Source organism: Sphingomonas sp. GW821-FHT09B04 (assembly GCF_059418285.1).
In genome coordinates this window covers 83,385-99,604 of sequence record NZ_JBWKPO010000004.1, presented here as the reverse complement: position 1 = coordinate 99,604, position 16,220 = coordinate 83,385, and the positions used below count along the sequence as shown (strand labels likewise).

General features: G+C 65.2%; 13 protein-coding genes. 4 read left to right on the top strand and 9 right to left on the bottom strand.

The annotated features are described in order from the left end of the window. Positions 1-3 precede the first annotated feature (3 nt). From AC07NK_RS13335 to AC07NK_RS13300, 8 genes are all read right to left on the bottom strand, one after another. Positions 4-1,164, bottom strand: a complete 1,161-nt coding sequence (locus tag AC07NK_RS13335) for a serine hydrolase domain-containing protein (protein WP_495171086.1) — start codon at positions 1,162-1,164, stop codon at positions 4-6. An 11-nt stretch (positions 1,165-1,175) separates the two neighbouring features. Further along, complete coding sequence (locus AC07NK_RS13330; RefSeq protein ID WP_495171085.1) at positions 1,176-2,429, bottom strand: class I SAM-dependent methyltransferase; 1,254 nt, start codon at positions 2,427-2,429, stop codon at positions 1,176-1,178. 74 nt (positions 2,430-2,503) lie between these two features. Then, positions 2,504-2,971, bottom strand: coding sequence for a hypothetical protein (locus tag AC07NK_RS13325; RefSeq protein WP_495171084.1), 468 nt, complete (start codon positions 2,969-2,971; stop codon positions 2,504-2,506). A gap of 29 nt (positions 2,972-3,000) precedes the next feature. Continuing rightward, a complete protein-coding gene (locus tag AC07NK_RS13320; RefSeq protein ID WP_495171083.1) occupies positions 3,001-4,032 on the bottom strand; it encodes a 2-oxoacid:ferredoxin oxidoreductase subunit beta in 1,032 nt (343 codons plus the stop codon). A 151-nt stretch (positions 4,033-4,183) separates the two neighbouring features. Next, a complete protein-coding gene (locus AC07NK_RS13315) occupies positions 4,184-6,061 on the bottom strand; it encodes a 2-oxoacid:acceptor oxidoreductase subunit alpha (RefSeq protein WP_495171082.1) in 1,878 nt (625 codons plus the stop codon). 470 nt (positions 6,062-6,531) lie between these two features. Further along, a complete protein-coding gene (locus tag AC07NK_RS13310; RefSeq protein ID WP_495171081.1) occupies positions 6,532-8,397 on the bottom strand; it encodes an ABC-F family ATP-binding cassette domain-containing protein in 1,866 nt (621 codons plus the stop codon). A gap of 85 nt (positions 8,398-8,482) precedes the next feature. Further along, positions 8,483-9,652 carry a carboxynorspermidine decarboxylase gene (locus AC07NK_RS13305; protein ID WP_495171563.1) on the bottom strand — a complete coding sequence of 390 codons (1,170 nt, stop codon included), beginning with the start codon at positions 9,650-9,652 and terminating at the stop codon, positions 8,483-8,485. Between the two features lie 142 nt (positions 9,653-9,794). Beyond that, complete coding sequence (locus AC07NK_RS13300; RefSeq protein WP_495171080.1) at positions 9,795-11,000, bottom strand: saccharopine dehydrogenase family protein; 1,206 nt, start codon at positions 10,998-11,000, stop codon at positions 9,795-9,797. 98 nt (positions 11,001-11,098) lie between these two features. Between AC07NK_RS13300 and AC07NK_RS13295 the strand changes: the two genes are divergently transcribed. The 4 genes from AC07NK_RS13295 to AC07NK_RS13280 all read left to right on the top strand — a co-directional run bounded on the left by AC07NK_RS13295 (position 11,099) and on the right by AC07NK_RS13280 (position 14,539). Then, positions 11,099-12,085, top strand: a complete 987-nt coding sequence (locus AC07NK_RS13295) for an alpha/beta hydrolase (RefSeq protein ID WP_495171079.1) — start codon at positions 11,099-11,101, stop codon at positions 12,083-12,085. A gap of 52 nt (positions 12,086-12,137) precedes the next feature. Beyond that, positions 12,138-13,208, top strand: coding sequence for a PA0069 family radical SAM protein (locus AC07NK_RS13290; protein ID WP_495171078.1), 1,071 nt, complete (start codon positions 12,138-12,140; stop codon positions 13,206-13,208). A 230-nt stretch (positions 13,209-13,438) separates the two neighbouring features. Then, on the top strand, positions 13,439-13,894 hold the full coding sequence (locus tag AC07NK_RS13285; protein ID WP_495171077.1) for a response regulator transcription factor: 456 nt from the start codon (positions 13,439-13,441) through the stop codon (positions 13,892-13,894). A gap of 102 nt (positions 13,895-13,996) precedes the next feature. Continuing rightward, positions 13,997-14,539, top strand: coding sequence for a DUF4199 domain-containing protein (locus AC07NK_RS13280; protein WP_495171076.1), 543 nt, complete (start codon positions 13,997-13,999; stop codon positions 14,537-14,539). 21 nt (positions 14,540-14,560) lie between these two features. Here AC07NK_RS13280 and AC07NK_RS13275 read toward each other — a convergent pair whose 3' ends face one another. Beyond that, on the bottom strand, positions 14,561-16,156 hold the full coding sequence (locus AC07NK_RS13275) for a long-chain fatty acid--CoA ligase (RefSeq protein ID WP_495171075.1): 1,596 nt from the start codon (positions 16,154-16,156) through the stop codon (positions 14,561-14,563). Positions 16,157-16,220: the final 64 nt, after the last annotated feature.

The following is a 16,220-nucleotide window of genomic DNA, read 5'->3' as shown; positions in this document are numbered from 1 at the left end:
TCGCTACTTCTTCGCGGCCTCCAGCACCTTCATCGCGAACGCCAGCCGCTGCATATACAGCCCCCGGTCGCTCGCCTTCGGCCAGGCAGCGCTGGTGACCATCACCAGCTTGCTGGCGGGATCGACCAGGATCACCTGCCCGAAAATCCCCTGCGCGGCATAATAGCCGCCGGGGATCGTCCACCATTGATAGCCATAGCCGCCGCCCGGATGGGTCGCATGGCTTCTGGTCGCGTCGGCGAACCAGCCGTCCGGCACGATCCCCTTCCCGCCCTCCAGCGACATCTGCCCGATCCGCGCATAGTCGCGCAGCGAAACCGAGAGGCAACAGCCGCTGACCTCGGCGCCACTCTGATCGGTCATCCAGAAGGCATCGCGCTCCATGCCGTAACGCCGCCAGATCTTCTCGCTGAGGTAATCCGACAGCTTCTTCTTCGTCGCGCGTCGCACCAGTACGCCGATCAGATTGGTCTCGCCGGTCTTGTAGACGAACTTGCTGCCCGGAGCGTCGGCGCGCGGCAGCTTGCGCATATAGGCGACGGTCGGATCCTGTCCCGGCGGCACCGCTTCGGCGAACATCCGCGCCACGTCGCTGTTGGGATCGGTATAATCCTCGTTCCAGCGCACGCCGGACGTCATGGTCAGGATCTGGCGGATCGTCACCCCGTCATAGCCGCCGCCGGCAAGGTCCGGGATATACTTCGTCACTGGCTCGTCGAGCGACTTGATGTGGCCGTCCCTGATCGCCGCGCCGACAAGGGTCGACGTCACCGACTTGGCCACCGAAAAGCTCGTCCAGCGGCCCTCGCGCGAATAGCCGAGCGCATAGCGTTCGAGCCGGATCTTGCCGTCCTGAAGCACCAGCAGCCCGGCGACATTCTGTGCCGCCATGAAGGCATCGACCTCGGCGGCCGGGAGCGGAAGCGGTGTGCCTTCAGGCAATGGCTTTACCTTGCCGCCCGCTTTGACGACATGGCCAGGGAAGATCTTCTCCATCGCCGGGAAGTTCTTGAGCCGCTCTTCGGCCGACCAGAACAGCACAGCCGCCCCCACCTGGCGCAGCCGGGCCTCGTCCTTGGCCGCGGGAGCGGGAGCGGCTGTCTGCGCTGTGGGCGCGCAGCCCCACAAAGCCACCGCCGAAAGCGCGATCCAGGCCGTCCGCATATCCCTCTCCCTTAGTCCTTGATCAGCGTCACCTGCGCCACCCAGATCCCGCCACCGCGAAACCCGCCTTCACAATACATGAGATAGAACCGCCACAAATCGATGAAATGCGGGTCGAACTCAGCCGGAATCCGGTCCGACACCACCGCCTCATCGAACCGCTCGCGCCAGATCTTCAGCGTTTCGGCATAGTCCACCCCGAATTCACGGCGGTCGTGCCAGCTTAACCCCTGCTCCGCCGCGATCGCGCGGAAACGATCTTCCGACAGCAGCAGGCCGCCAGGAAAGACATAGGTCTGGATGAAGTCGACGTTGCGGGCATAGGCGTCGAAGATTGCGTCATCGATTGCGATATACTGAATCGCCGCGCGGCCACCGGGCTTGAGCGCCCGTGCGATCGACTGGAGGTAGGCCGGCCAATAGGCCTCGCCCACCGCCTCCACCATTTCTATGCTTGCGATCGCGTCATATTGCCCGGAAACGTCGCGATAATCGGTCAGCGAGACATCGACCCCGGCCAATCCGGCCGCAGCCACCCGCGCCTCGACATAGGCCTTTTGCTCGGTCGAGAGCGTGAGACCATGGACCCTGCGCCCGCCCCGCGCCGCTGCCTCCGCGAACGAGCCCCAGCCGCAGCCGATCTCGAGGATCGCGTCGCCCGGCTTTGTCGCCGTACGCTCGAGGATCGCCGCCAGTTTCGCCGCCTGCGCGTCCTCCAGCGCCATGCCGGGTTCGGCGAAGAGCGCGCTGGAATAAGTCATACCGGCATCGAGCCACGGCGCGTAGAAATCATTCCCCAGATCATAGTGATAGGCGATGTTGCGCCGCGATCCGTCGCGGTCGTTGCGGCGCATCCAGTGCCACGCCCGCTTCGCCAGCCGCGAAAGTCCCTGCGCCCGCCCGGCATCACCCAGCGTCGCGCGATTGCGCATGAACAGGTCGAACAGCGGCACCGGATCGGGGCTGGTCCATTCACGCGCCTGCCACGCCTCGTACCAGCCGATCGACCCGCCGGTCGCCAGTCGCCACAAAGCACGCCAGTTGCGGATATCGATCAGCGCCTCCGGCCCCGGCGCGCGGCCCCCAAGCCGGCGCCCTTTGCCGCCGGGCAAGGTCAGTTCGATCGCCCCGTAAGCGAGCCCCGCGTCGATCCGGTCGAGCAACTTGCGCAACAACGGTACGGCAAGGGCGATGAGCACACCGCTCGCCTGCGCGCCGTTCCCCCTGCCATCCCGGCGACCGCGGTTCCTAGCGGGTGCTTGCATGTCGGGCACAATGCACGCGCAGTTGAGTCGGGCAAGGGCCAAGTGACGAACGCGTAACGACTTTCCCCGTACGGCTAGAGCCGAAGGCACCGTATCGGATGGGATTTGCCGTCACCCGCATCGACCGCCGCCTGCTCGCGCCAGCGCGACCATTGTGTCTTGATCTGAAGGTTATCGGCATCCTGCGCGTCGAGGCACACTTCGCCGCGTTCGTCGGGCATCTCCCACCAGCCCGCGAACAGCCAGTCGCGCTTCCACAAAAATGCCTGCACCAGCAACCGCCTGCCTGCAGGACCATAGAGATTGTGGGCGGTGTAGCGGAGCATTCGACCCGTAACCCTCAGCGGTCCCGAAATCCGACGCACCACCCGGACCGGCACGTCGTAGAGTTCGGCGATACAAAGGTCGTCCTCGCTGGCTTCGCCGGGGGCGGTGCCTGGGCAAACCTTAGGAAAGCCCGCGAATGTCGCGACTTCGCGAAACTCGATGACCAGCACGGCGAACTCCGGCGGCGGCTCCGCACTCGGAGTGGCGAGCAGCATTGCCGCAGCGGGGAGCGCACCGCCCCACATCACATTGGGTGGGGTTCCTTGTCGACCATCCAGGTCTGCCCCTTGCTGACCAGTTTCTGGAGATCGGGCACCTTGCCCTCGCTTGCGGCGGCGTTCTGGGCGACCACGGCGCTCTCGAAGGTCGGGGCGGGATCGTCGTAGAGGACGCCGAGCGCCATCGGGAACGGGCCGAACGGCATCTCGACCAGCATATGGGCGATGGCGCGGTTGGCGACGTTGTGGACAATGACGCCGGCGGCCTGCCAGTCGCCTTCCACTATATCTACGGTTTTCAGTGTAAGGCGTTCTGTATCCAGCGCGATTCCCTTCGATCCACCGGCGAAGACCATCGGCTGACCATGCTCCAGCCAGAGTTGGTGGCCGGCATTGGCCTTTTCGGTGAAGGGCGCGAAGACATCGTCGTTGTAGACGATGCAGTTCTGGAAGATCTCGACGAACGCCGCGCCCTGATGGGCGTGGGCGGCCTTGAGCACTTCTGGCAGCTTTTTATGGACGTCGATGCCGCGGGCGATGAAGCGGGCGCCGCTGCCGAGCGCATAGGCGCAGGGCTTGGCCGGGTGGTCGACCGAGCCGAACGGGGTGGAAGGACTGCGCGTCCCCTCCCGGCTGGTCGGCGAATATTGCCCCTTGGTCAGGCCGTAAATCTCATTGTTGAACAGCAGCACCTGGCAGTTCAGGTTGCGCCGCAGCAGGTGCATCGTGTGATTGCCGCCGATCGACAGGCCGTCGCCGTCGCCGGTGATGATCCACACGTCGAGATCGGGATTGGCGAGCTTGACCCCCGTCGCCACCGCCGGCGCGCGGCCGTGGATGGTGTGGAAGCCATAGGTCTCCATATAATAGGGGAAGCGCGACGAGCAGCCGATGCCGCTGATGAACACGGTATTCTCTGGCGTCGCGCCGATTTCCGGCATGGTCCGCTGCACGGCCTTGAGGATCGCATAGTCGCCGCAGCCCGGACACCAGCGCACTTCCTGATCGGTCTCCCAATCCTTGGGCGTCGAGGACTTGATGGTAGTGATCTCGTTCATGCGTGCCCCTTCCTGCGCCTGCGGCTGCGCTTCGTCGCACCTTCCGGCGAGACGGTATGCGATACCGCCCGACGTCGTTTGAAGAATGGCTCCAACATCATTTCAAAGAATCCGCCAATCACTTGAGATATGAGGCCTCCAAGAACCTCGCTCATGCCAGAGCCTCCTCGATCGCCGCTTCGATCTCATGAATGCGGAAGGGTTGGCCGCTGACCTTGTTGAGCGGTCTGGCGTCGACGAGGAACTGGTCGCGCAGCACCGTCTTGAGCTGGCCGGTATTCATTTCTGGTACCAGAATACGCTCGTAACCCTTTAGCAGATCACCGAGATTCTTCGGCATCGGCCAGATATGACGGATGTGCATATGGCTGACGTCGAGGCCCTTGCGGCGGGCGCGGCGGACCGCCTGCGTGATCGGGCCGTAGGTCGAGCCCCAGCCGACCACGACGAGCTTGCCGCCGACCTCGCCCTGCTCCAGCTCCTGATCGGGCACCGTGATGCCGTTGATCTTGTCCCTGCGGATGTTGGTCATCGCCTGGTGGGTGTCGGGGGCATAGTCGATATTGCCGGTGCCCAGCGCCTTCTCGATCCCGCCGATACGATGGAGCAAACCCGGCGTGCCCGGCTTGACCCAAGGCCGCTTGAGCTTGTCGTCCCGGGCATAGGGCAGGAACTTCTCGCCCTCCGCCGGCAACTCGGTGTGGAACTCGACCGGGAAGGGTTTGTAGTCGCTCATGTCCGGCACCTTCCACGGCTCGGCCGCATTCTGGAGGTAGCCGTCGGTGAGCAGCATCACCGGTGTCATATACTGGGTGGCGATGCGCACCGCCTCGATCGCGCAGTCGAAACAGTCCGCCGCCGAGCGCGTTGCGATCACCGGCACCGGCGCGTCGCCATTGCGGCCATAGACCGCCTGATAGAGGTCCGACTGCTCGGTCTTGGTCGGAAGCCCGGTCGAGGGCCCCCCGCGCTGGGCGTTGACGATGACCAGCGGCAGCTCGGTCATGATCGCGAGGCCGATCGCCTCGGTCTTGAGCGCAATGCCCGGCCCCGAGGAGCAGGTGACGCCAAGGCTTCCCGCATAGGATGCGCCGAGCGCCGAGGCGACCGCGGCGATTTCATCCTCCGCCTGGAAGGTGGTGACGCCGAACTCCTTGAGCCGCGCGAGATGGTGCAGGATCGCCGAGGCCGGGGTGATCGGATAGCCGCCGTAGAAGAGCTTAAGCCCGGCAAGCTGCGCACCCGCGACGAGGCCGAGGCTGATCGAATCCGCGCCGGTGACAGTGCGGTACAGGCCCGGCTCGACCGGCGCGGCAGGCAAATGCAGCTGCCCGATGCCCTGCGCACCCAGCTCTGCAGTTTCGCCATAGGCGTGGCCGGCGTTGAGCGCGGCGATGTTGGCCTCAGCGAGCTCAGGCGCCTTGGCGAACTTGGTCTTGAGCCAGTCGACCAACGGGCCGCGCTCACGGTCGAACATCCACAGCGCCAGACCCAGCGTCCACATGTTCTTGCAGCGCAGCGCCTCCTTGTTGCCGAGGCCGAACGGCTTCACGGCCTCGAGGGTCAGCTGCGAGATGTTGAGCTTGAGCAGCTGCCATTTGGCGAGGCTGCCGTCCTCGAGCGGGTTCTCCGGGTATTTCGCCTTGTCGAGGTTGCGTTTGTTGAACTCCCCCTCGTCCGCGATGATCAGGCCGCCGGGCTTGAGATCGCCGACATTGGTCTTGAGCGCCGCCGGGTTCATCGCGACGAGGACATCGGGGGCGTCGCCCGCGGTCTCGATCGCGGCCGAGCCGAAATTGATCTGGAAGGCGGAGACCCCGAAGAGCGTGCCCTGTGGGGCGCGGATTTCGGCGGGAAAATCGGGGAAGGTGGCGAGATCGTTGCCCGCCAGCGCGGTCGAAAGCGTGAACTGGCCACCGGTAAGCTGCATGCCGTCGCCCGAGTCTCCGGCAAAGCGGACGACGACCGCTTCGGGGGGCCGATTAGCGGAAGCCTCTTCGGGCGTGACCTGATGGACGGCTGTGGCCATTCAGTCTCTTCCTGCAGTTTTTCCACACCCTCTGGGATCGGGGCGCTGACACCAAGGTAGAATGACCGGGCGTGGTTGCAATCGGTTCTTTCACTCAGCTTTCGGTGCGCGTGTGTGAAGTTGTTGCACTTTACCTTTCCGGGGTCTTGCCCTCTGTCCGAGTATAGCCCAACCGGTGATATGTAGGAAAGATAACGAAATTATATGTTATTTTTCAGATTATTAGTTCGTAAATATCAAAATGAACCTTAGCTATAAACAGCCTGAAAATCGCATTACGGCCAGCCTTGTGAAATTTGCAAAGTGCAACAAGTGGCAACCGATGTTGGGTCGGCGGCGATTTCGCGGTTCCGCGTTCAGCGCAGGAATGTCGACAACGTAGACGCCGGCGGCGCACGGGCGCGGCCGCCGAGTCGAGATTCCCGCAGTAGATTGGAGACAAGGCTCCCCTCCCTTTCAGGGAGGAGAATTCAGGCGGCCAGAGCTTCCAGCGCCTCGCTTGCTTCCACCCAGGTAGCTTCGGCGGCCTCCATGTCCTTCGCTACCGCGCCGCGCTGCTTCATCAGCTCGGTCATGGTGAGCTTGGCGAGGTCGGGCGCGGCGGTGGCGGGATCGAACATGGCGCGGTCGATCGCGCTGAGCTTCTCACCAAGCTTGGCCATCTCGGCTTCCGCCGCCTTGGCCGACTTGCGCAGGGCATTGCCCTTCTCGCGCGCCTCGGCGGCTTCGCGACGCGCATCCTTGCGGTTGGCCTTTTCCGCCGCGGTCGCCTTGGGCTCCTTGGCGAGCACGAAGGCGATGTAATCGTCGAGATTGCCGTCGAAGGGCTTGGCCGTTCCCTGATCGACCAGCACGAGGCGGTCGGCGGTCATCTCGATCATGTGGCGGTCATGGCTGACGATCACCACCGCGCCGGTATAGGCGGTCAGCGCCTGAATCAGCGCTTCGCGCGAATCGACGTCGAGGTGGTTGGTCGGCTCGTCGAGGATCAGCATGTGCGGCGCGTCGCGGGTAATCAGCGCCAGCGCCAGCCGCGCGCGCTCGCCGCCCGACAGCTTGCCGACCTTGGTCATCGCCTTGTCGCCGGCAAAGCCGAAGCGGCCGAGCTGGGCGCGGACGAAGGACGGCTTCTCACCCTCCATCAGCCGCTGCATGTGATCGAACGGCGTGTCGTCGCTGTGCAGCTCTTCCACCTGATATTGGGTGAAATAGCCGACGCGCATCTTCGTGGACGCCGCCTTCTCCCCGTCGATCGGGGTGAGCTGGGCGGCGAGCAGGCGGGCGAGCGTGGTCTTGCCGTTGCCGTTGCGCCCGAGCAGCGCGATGCGGTCATCCGGATCGATGCGCAGGTTCAGCCGCTGCAGGATCGGCTTGCCGTCATAGCCGACGCTGGCGTGATCGAGCGTGATCAGCGGCGGGCGCAGCGGATCGGGGTCGGGAAAGCCGAAGGCCAGCGTGGGATCGTCGACCACCGCAGCGATCGGCTGCATCCGGGCGAGCGCCTTGGCGCGCGACTGCGCCTGTTTGGCCGTGGAGGCGCGGGCCGAGTTGCGGGCGACATAGTCCTGCAGCTTGGCACGCTCGGCGAGCTGCTTCTCGCGCGCGGCGGCCTGCTGCGCCTGACGCTCGGCGCGCTGGCGCTCGAACGAGTCGTAGCCGCCCGGGTAGAGGGTGAGCTTGCCGCGTTCGAGGTGGAGGATGTGGTCCACGACGTTGTTGAGGAAATCGCGCTCGTGGCTGACGATGACGATCGTCGCGGGATAGCTCTGGAGGAAATCCTCCAGCCACAGCACCGCTTCGAGATCGAGGTGGTTCGAAGGCTCGTCGAGCAGCAGCAGGTCGGGCTGGCTGAACAGCAAAGCCGCGAGCGCGACGCGCATACGCCAGCCGCCCGAGAAACTGTCGAGCGGGCGGTGCTGAGCGTCCTCGTCGAAGCCGAGGCCGACAAGGATACGCGCGGCGCGCGACGGCGCGGAATAGGCGTCGATCGCGCCGAGCCGCTCGTGGATCTCGCCGAGGCGGTCGGGATCTTCGAGGCCTTCCGCCTCTTCCATCAGCGCGGCGCGCTCGGTGTCGGCGGCGAGCACGGTTTCGAACGGGGTGGTCTTTCCGGCCGGTGCCTCCTGCGCGACATAGCCGATGCGCGCGCCGCGCGGCATGTCGGCGCTGCCCTCATCGGGGTCGATCTGGCCGGCGATCACCTTGACCAGGGTCGACTTGCCCGCGCCGTTGCGCCCGACCAGCCCGATGCGGCCCCGCGGCGGGAGCGCGGCACTGGCGCGGTCGATGATGACGCGGCCGCCGAGGCGGACGGTGATGGCAGAAAGGTTCAGCATTGGATCGTTTGGCTCTGGCTATGCATTCCCCGCTCTCAGCACGAGCGGGGATTATCGGCCGCCGCCTGTAGCAGCGGGACGCCGTCTAGGACAACCGGCCCTCGAAGTCTTCGTAGCCGAACGACTTCACGATGCGCAGATCGTCGCTGCGGCTGTCCCATAGCGCGATGGTGGGCAAGGGCACGCCGTTGAAGGTCGTGGTCTTGACCATCGAGTAATGCGCCTGATCGAGAAACGCGAAACGCTGGCCGGGCACCGGGCGCTCGGCGAAGCGGAAGTCGCCGAGAATGTCGCCGGCAAGGCATGAAGGGCCGCCGAGGCGAACGAGGACATCGCCGCCCTCGCCCAGCATCGCCGGACGGTAGGGCGCCTCGATCACGTCGGGCATGTGGCAGGTGGCGGAGATATCGACGACGCCGATCGGCATACCGTTGTCGAAGAGATCGACGAACTCGCCGACAAGGATGCCGGTGTCGAGCGCGATCGCCTCACCCGGCTCGAGGATCACCTCGAGACCGGTTTCGGCGCGCACTTCCTTGAGAAAGGCGATCAGGTCGTCGCGCTGATAGTCGGCGCGGGTGATGTGGTGGCCGCCGCCGAAGTTGAGCCACTTGAGCTGGCCGAGATAGGGCGCGAGGCGTGGGCGGAGCGCTTCCCAGGTGCGACGCAGCGGCGGGAAATCCTGCTCGCACAGCGAATGGACATGGATGCCGTCGATACCCTCGAAATGCTCGGGAAGCAGCTGATCGGCGGGGAAACCAAGGCGGCTGTGCGGCTGGGCGGGGTCGTATTTCTGGACCTCGCCCTCCGAATGCATCGGGTTGAGGCGCAGGCCGACGTCGAAAATGTCGCCGCGCGCGCGGGCGGCGGCGAGTTCGCCCTTCATGGCGGCGTGCTGGCTAGGGGTGTTGAAGATGACGTGATCGGAGATCCGGCACACTTGCGCCATGTCCGCGGCCTTGTAGCCCGAGCAATAGGTCGCGATCTCGCCATGATAATGGTCGGCGGCGAGCCTGGCTTCGTGAAGGCCCGACGTCGCGACGCCATCGAGATATTTGCCGACGAGATCGCCGAGCGACCACATCGAAAAGGCCTTGAGCGCGAGCAGGATCTTCACTCCCGCGCGGTCGCGGACATCGGCGATGGTCGCGAGGTTGCGCTCCACCGCCGCCGCGTCGACGACGAAGCAGGGCGACGGCACGCGCGACAGGTCGAAGCCGGCAAACGCGCCGGGGTCCCCGGCCTTGGTCGACATCACGGGCGGTGCGGCGCGGGTTTCGGTCACTAACAATACCTTCGTTCGCCCCGAGCTCGTCGAAGGGCTCTCACCAAGAACAAGGTGCTTCGACAGGCTCAGCACAAACGGAAGAAGGGAGCAGATGCCCCCTTCCCCTCGATCAGAATTTCAGCGGCTCGGGCAGCTCGTGGACCTGCCAGGGCAGGCCGTGCTTGTTGAGCATGTCCATGAACGGATCGGGATCGAACTGTTCGATGTTGAACACGCCCTCGCCCTTCCAGGTGCCATTGAGCATCAGCGCCGCGCCGATCATCGCCGGAACGCCGGTGGTGTAGCTCACCGCCTGGTTGCCGGTCTCCTCGAACGCGTCCTCGTGATCGCAGATGTTATAGACGTAGAAGGTCTTCTCTTCGCCGTCCTTGGTGCCGGTCGCAATGTCGCCGATGTTGGTCTTGCCCTTGGTCGTGGTGCCGAGCGTCGAGGGCTCGGGCAGGACGGCCTTGAGGAACTGCAGCGGAACGATCTCGCGCCCTTCGTACAGGATCGGCTCGATCGAGGTCAGGCCGACATTCTGCAGCACGCGCAGATGCGTCAGATACTGTTCGCCGAAGGTCATCCAGAAGCGCGCGCGCTCGATCTCGGGCAGGAACTTGACCAGGCTCTCCAGCTCCTCATGGTACATGAGGTACATGTTCTTGGCGCCGACCTGATCGAATTCGAACACCTGGCGCGACGACAGCGCCGGGGTTTCGACCCAGTCGCCATTCTCCCAGTGCCGTGCGGGCGCTGTGATCTCACGGATGTTGATTTCGGGATTGAAGTTGGTCGCGAAATGCTGGCCGTGATCGCCGCCGTTGCAGTCGAGGATGTCGAGCGTGCGGATCGTGTCGAGCAAATGCTTCTTGATGTACATCGCGAAGACCGAGGTCACGCCCGGATCGAAGCCCGAACCGAGCAGCGCCATCAGACCAGCCGATTTGAAGCGATCCTGATAGTCCCACTGCCAGCCATAATGGAACCGAGCCTCGTCGCGCGGCTCGTAGTTGGCGGTGTCGAGATAGTCGGTGCCGGTGTTGAGGCACGCGTCCATCAGGTTGAGGTCCTGGTACGGCAGCGCCAGATTGACGAGCAGATTGGGCTTCACAGCCTCGATCAGCTTGCTCGTCGCCGCGACGTCGTCGGCGTCGACCTCAGCCGTGTCGATGGTGACGCCGAAGCGCGCCTTCACCGATTCGGCGATCGCGTCGCACTTGAACTTGCGGCGGCTGGCGAGCGTGATCTTTCCGAACAGATCCGGATTCTTCGCCATCTTGTGCACCGCGACCGACGAAACGCCGCCTGCGCCGATTACGAGAACGTCCTTCACGCCTTGTCCTTCCTTCTAATGTCCCATGGGGAATGGCGCCCCCATATTTGAGCAACGCCCCGGATGCAAAGGGCGATGCTGTTGGCTATCAACGTGACATGCACAAGACGATCGACCGCAGGACATTTATCGGCGGCGCTGCGGCGCTGGGAATCGCCGGGCAGGCAAGCGCGCAGAGTACGCAGAAGATCTTTGCCCCTGCCCCGCCCTGGCCGCCGCGCGAACATTTCATGCTGTGGCCGAGCCTTCCGCCCGGCACGCCGCCGGGCATCGCGCGATCGAGCGTCCCGGTGCCGCTGCCGCTGGGCACCCCGCAGCGCTGGGAGAAGGGCATCCGCTACCCCTACGTCGGCGTGTTCCGCCCGATGCGGCCCGACGGGCGTGCGGTGCTGGTCATGCCCGGCGGCGGCTATGTCTTCGTCAGCCTGATCAACGAGGGCGTGAACGTCGCGCGCGCGCTCAACCCCCTTGGCATCGCCGTGTTCGTCCTCGCCTATCGCCTGCCCGGCGAAGGCTGGCTCAACCGCACCGAAGTGGCGCTGCAGGATGCGCAGCGCGCGATGCGGTTGATTCGGTCGCGGGCGGTAGAGTTCGGGATCGATCCCGCCAAGCTCGGCATCTGCGGCTTTTCCGCTGGCGGGCATCTCGGCGGCACGCTGACTGTGGGGCATAACGACCCGGTCTATCGTCCAGCCGACGCCGCCGACCGGCTGTCGGCGCGGCCCGCCTTTTCGGGCCTGATCTACCCGGTCACCCAGTTTTCGAGCGCGGGACCCAACAGCCGCTCCGGTCCCAACCTGCTCGGCCCCAACCCGCCACCCGGCGCAGGCGCACGCTTCGACGTGCTGGCGCGGGCGAGTGCAGCGATGCCACCGCTATTCCTGTGCCACGCGATGGACGACGGCACCGTTCCGCTCTCGCAGAGCGTGGCACTGATGGAAGCGGCGCGGCGTCATAAGGTGCCGGTTGAGGCGCATTTCCTCGAACGCGGCGGGCACGGATTCGGCGCAGCGAGCCTGCCCAGAACCAATTCGGGCGCAAAGTGGCTGGACTGGTTCGCCACCTGGACCGCCACACACGTCTAACGGGCACATTTTTGTTCTTGAAATGTTCCATGCACAGGCCTAGCGTTCGCGCATGGCTAAGACCCGCCCCGTGCGCGGGGCCACGCACAATCGTGAGAGCGCCCGCTTCAATCTGCCCGCGCGCGAGGCCGATGGCGACTGGCTCGACGCGCGCGCGGAGATCGACGGCGAACTGCCGCCGCTGCGCACGATCGTCGCGATCGACAAGGCGAAGACGGTCCTGACCCGCAACCAGTCGCCCGACATCGCCTTCGACCGATCGGTGAACCCCTATCGCGGGTGCGAACATGGCTGCATCTACTGTTTCGCGCGGCCGACGCATGCCTATCTCGACCTGTCGCCGGGGCTCGATTTCGAGACCAGGCTGTTCGCCAAGCCCGACGCCCCTGCCCTGCTGCGCGCGGCGCTCACCAAGCGCGGCTATGTCTGCCAGCCGATCGCGTTCGGCACCAACACCGACCCCTATCAGCCGATCGAGGCGGAGTGGCGGATCACACGCGGCTGTATCGAGGTGCTGGCAGAATGCGGCCACCCGCTGACGATCACCACCAAGTCCGACCGGGTGACGCGCGACATCGACGTGCTTGCCCCGATGGCGGAGCGCGGGCTGGCGGCGGTGATGGTCTCAATCACCTCGCTCGACCCGAAGATCGCCCGCACGGTCGAGCCGCGCGCGCCGCATCCCGAGCGTCGGCTGGCAGCGGTGGCGAAGCTGCGCGACGCGGGCATCCCGACCTATGTCTCGCTCTCTCCGGTGATCCCGCAGATCACCGATCACGAGATCGAGCATATCATGGAGCGCGCGGCGGAGGCCGGGGCGCTGGGCTGTTTCTACCTGCCGGTACGGCTGCCGCACGAGGTAGCGCCGCTGTTCCGCGCCTGGCTCGACGAACATTTCCCGGATCGCGCGAGCAAGGTGATGGCGACGATCCAGTCGATCCGCGGCGGGCGCGACAACGACCCCGATTTCCACAGCCGGTTTCGGGGGAAAGGTCCGTGGGCGGAGCTGCTGCGCACGCGATTCAAGATCGCGGCGCGGCGCTTCGGGCTCGACAAGGAGCATATCCCGCTGCGCCGCGACCTGTTCCGCCCGCCGCCGAGCGCGCAGGGGGAGCTGTTCTAGGCGCAGTCCTATGCTGGCCTGCCCGCTAGCGATCTGGTTGCGAACATCCAATTCAGCAGTCATCCCGGCCTTGTGCCGGGATCCACGGTGCAGCGAACGATGCGATAGAGCCTATAGCTTCCAGCGCACTTCCTGGTGGATCCCGGCACAAGGCCGGGATGACGGAGACGGCGACAATAGCAGTCGCTCACGCGTTCGCAGCGTAGTTGCGCGCAGCATCGACCCGCGCGATGCTATGGTCCATGCAGGCGAAACGGTTTCCCCGATCCGGCTGGTGGCGACAGGTGCTGCTCTATGGCGGTCTGCTCGCGCTCGGCACCGCGCTGCTGCAATGGCTCGACTATCGCTGGCTGATGCGGGCGCATTCGACCGAATTGTACGTGCTGCTCGTCGCGGGCGGTTTCCTCGCGCTCGGGCTGCTGATCGGCACGCGGGTGACGGGTTCGACCGCACCACCCCGACTGGAGGGCAATCCTGCGGCGCAGGCGTCGCTCAATATCAGCGAGCGCGAGATGACGGTGTTACGCGAGCTGAACGCGGGTCACGCCAACAAGCAGATCGCCCGCAACCTCGATATCTCGCCCAACACGGTGAAGACGCATGTCGCGCGGCTGTTCGAGAAATTGGGCGCGCGACGTCGCACCGATGCGCTGGCGCGGGCCCGCGAACTCGGGCTGCTGCCCTGACATGATTTTGGGCGAAACCGCCCAAATCACCCCTTTGGGCGATTGCCGCGCTGCGCTTGCCGACCGATCGTCCGGGCATCGAACGCATAAGGGGAACATGACATGCAGCGCCTGATCCTGACCTATGGCCTCATCGCCGGCGTGGTGGTGAGCATCCAGCTCTTCCTGATCGTCACGCTGTTCGGCGACAATCCCCCGACCGGTCCGCTGGGCATGGCGCTCGGCTACCTCACCATGCTGATCGCACTGAGCGCAGTATTCGTCGCGATCAAGCGGCGGCGCGATCATGAGCTGGGCGGTGCGATCCGCTTCTGGCCGGCCTTCGGCCTCGGCATCGCGATCTCGGTGGTCGCAGGGGTGCTGTATGTGCTCACCTGGGAAGCGCTGCTCGTGATCCACGGTGCCGGCTATGTCGAGACGATGATGGCGGCCGAGGTCGAGCGGAAGCGTGCGGCGGGCGCCAGCGCGGCGGAGCTGGCGGCGTTGCAGGCGTGGATGGCGGAGTTTCGCGTGAGCTACGCCAACCCGCTGATCCGCCTGCCAATCACCTTCAGCGAGATCTTCCCGGTCGGGCTGCTCGTCTCGCTGGTCTCGGCCGCACTGCTGCGCAACCCGCGCTTCATGCCGCTGCGGCGCGAGGGCTAAGGCGCGCGCTCCAGTTCGCGGCTAGGCCGCCGCGAACTGGAAGCCCTTATACTGATCGCGGATCGCGGTCTTGAGCAGCTTGCCAGTGGCGGTGTGCGGCAGCGCCTCGACGAAATGAATCTCATCGGGGAGCCACCATTTGGCGACATGGTTGGCGAGATGCTGCTGGACCTGGTCGGCGGTCACCTCGCTGCCCGGCTTGCGGATCACCAGCAGCAGCGGACGCTCGTCCCATTTGGGGTGATGGATGCCGATCGCGGCGGCCTCGGCCACGCCGGGGCAGCCAACCGCGGCATTCTCGAGCTCGACCGAGCTGATCCACTCGCCGCCCGACTTGATCACGTCCTTGGCGCGATCGGTGATCTGCATGATGCCGTCGGGATGCAGCACGGCGACGTCGCCGGTGTCGAACCAGCCATCCGCGGTGAGGCACGGGCCGCTCTCATCCTTGAAATACTGCTTGATGATCCACGGGCCGCGCACCTGAAGGCTCCCCGAACTCGTACCATCGCGCGGGAGGATGTTGCCGGCATCGTCGACCGTGCGCAGCTCGACACCGAAGGGCGCGCGGCCCTGGCACACCATCTTGTCGACCTTGGCTTCGAAACTCAGCTCATCCCAGTCGGCGCTGGGCGAACCCATCGTCCCGATCGGCGAGGTTTCGGTCATGCCCCAGGCATGGTTGACCCGCGCGCCCATCTTCATGATCCGCTCGATCATAGCGCGCGGTGCGGCCGATCCGCCGATCGTCACCACCTTGAGATGCGCGGGGACATCGCCGGTCTCGTCCATATGCTGGAACATCGCGAACCACACGGTCGGCACGCCCGCGGTGTGCGTCACCTTCTCGCGGTTCATCAGCTCGCACAGCACCTTGCCCTCATTGATCGCGGACATGACGAGCTTCACGCCGACCATCGGCGCGGCGAAGGGCATGCCCCAGCCGACCGCATGGAACATCGGCACGACAGGGAGCACCACCGACTGGGTCGACAGGTCGAACACCGCCGGCTGGATCTCCGCCATCGCGTGGATCACTGACGAGCGGTGCGTGTAGAGCACACCCTTGGGGTTCCCGGTCGTGCCGCTGGTGTAGCAGAGCATGCACGGCTCGCGTTCGTCGCCCTCGACCCAGGCATAATTGCCGTCCTCGGCGCCGATCACAGCCTCGAAGCTGTCGGGGCCCGCGCCGTCGAAGACGATGTAATGCTCGATCGTCTTCCACTGCGGCTTCATCTTGTCGATGATCGGCTGGAACATGCGATCGTACATCAGCACGCGATCCTCGGCATGGTTGCCGATAAAGGCGAGCTGGTCCTCGAACAGGCGCGGGTTGATGGTGTGGATCACCCCGCCCATGCCGATCGTGCCGTGCCAGGCGACAAGGTGGCGGCTGTGGTTCATCGCCATCGTCGCGACACGATCGCCCTTCTTGATGCCCATCCGCTCGAGCGCCTGCGCCAGCCTGCGCGAATCCCGCGCGATCCCGGCCCAGTCGGTGCGCGTCTCACTGCCGTCGAACCAGCGGCTGACGATCTCGCGATCGCCATATTCGCGCTCCGCATGATCGATCAGCCGCGGTACCCGAAGCTCGAAATCCTGCATCGCGCCCAGCATCACACTCTCCTTGTCAGCACCTGATCGGCACGGGTTTCCGTGTCCGTAAGGGCATCCTGCGGAT

Excerpts from the sequence above, each read along its gene's own strand:
- AC07NK_RS13335 (WP_495171086.1), bottom strand. The coding sequence starts at position 1,164 with ATGCGGACGGCCTGGATCGCGCTTTCGGCGGTGGCTTTGTGGGGCTGC.
- AC07NK_RS13330 (WP_495171085.1), bottom strand. The coding sequence starts at position 2,429 with ATGCAAGCACCCGCTAGGAACCGCGGTCGCCGGGATGGCAGGGGGAAC.
- AC07NK_RS13325 (WP_495171084.1), bottom strand. The coding sequence starts at position 2,971 with ATGCTGCTCGCCACTCCGAGTGCGGAGCCGCCGCCGGAGTTCGCCGTG.
- AC07NK_RS13320 (WP_495171083.1), bottom strand. The coding sequence starts at position 4,032 with ATGAACGAGATCACTACCATCAAGTCCTCGACGCCCAAGGATTGGGAG.
- AC07NK_RS13315 (WP_495171082.1), bottom strand. The coding sequence starts at position 6,061 with ATGGCCACAGCCGTCCATCAGGTCACGCCCGAAGAGGCTTCCGCTAAT.
- AC07NK_RS13310 (WP_495171081.1), bottom strand. The coding sequence starts at position 8,397 with ATGCTGAACCTTTCTGCCATCACCGTCCGCCTCGGCGGCCGCGTCATC.
- AC07NK_RS13305 (WP_495171563.1), bottom strand. The coding sequence starts at position 9,652 with ATGTCGACCAAGGCCGGGGACCCCGGCGCGTTTGCCGGCTTCGACCTG.
- AC07NK_RS13295 (WP_495171079.1), top strand. The coding sequence starts at position 11,099 with ATGCACAAGACGATCGACCGCAGGACATTTATCGGCGGCGCTGCGGCG.
- AC07NK_RS13290 (WP_495171078.1), top strand. The coding sequence starts at position 12,138 with ATGGCTAAGACCCGCCCCGTGCGCGGGGCCACGCACAATCGTGAGAGC.
- AC07NK_RS13285 (WP_495171077.1), top strand. The coding sequence starts at position 13,439 with ATGCTATGGTCCATGCAGGCGAAACGGTTTCCCCGATCCGGCTGGTGG.
- AC07NK_RS13280 (WP_495171076.1), top strand. The coding sequence starts at position 13,997 with ATGCAGCGCCTGATCCTGACCTATGGCCTCATCGCCGGCGTGGTGGTG.
- AC07NK_RS13275 (WP_495171075.1), bottom strand. The coding sequence starts at position 16,156 with ATGCTGGGCGCGATGCAGGATTTCGAGCTTCGGGTACCGCGGCTGATC.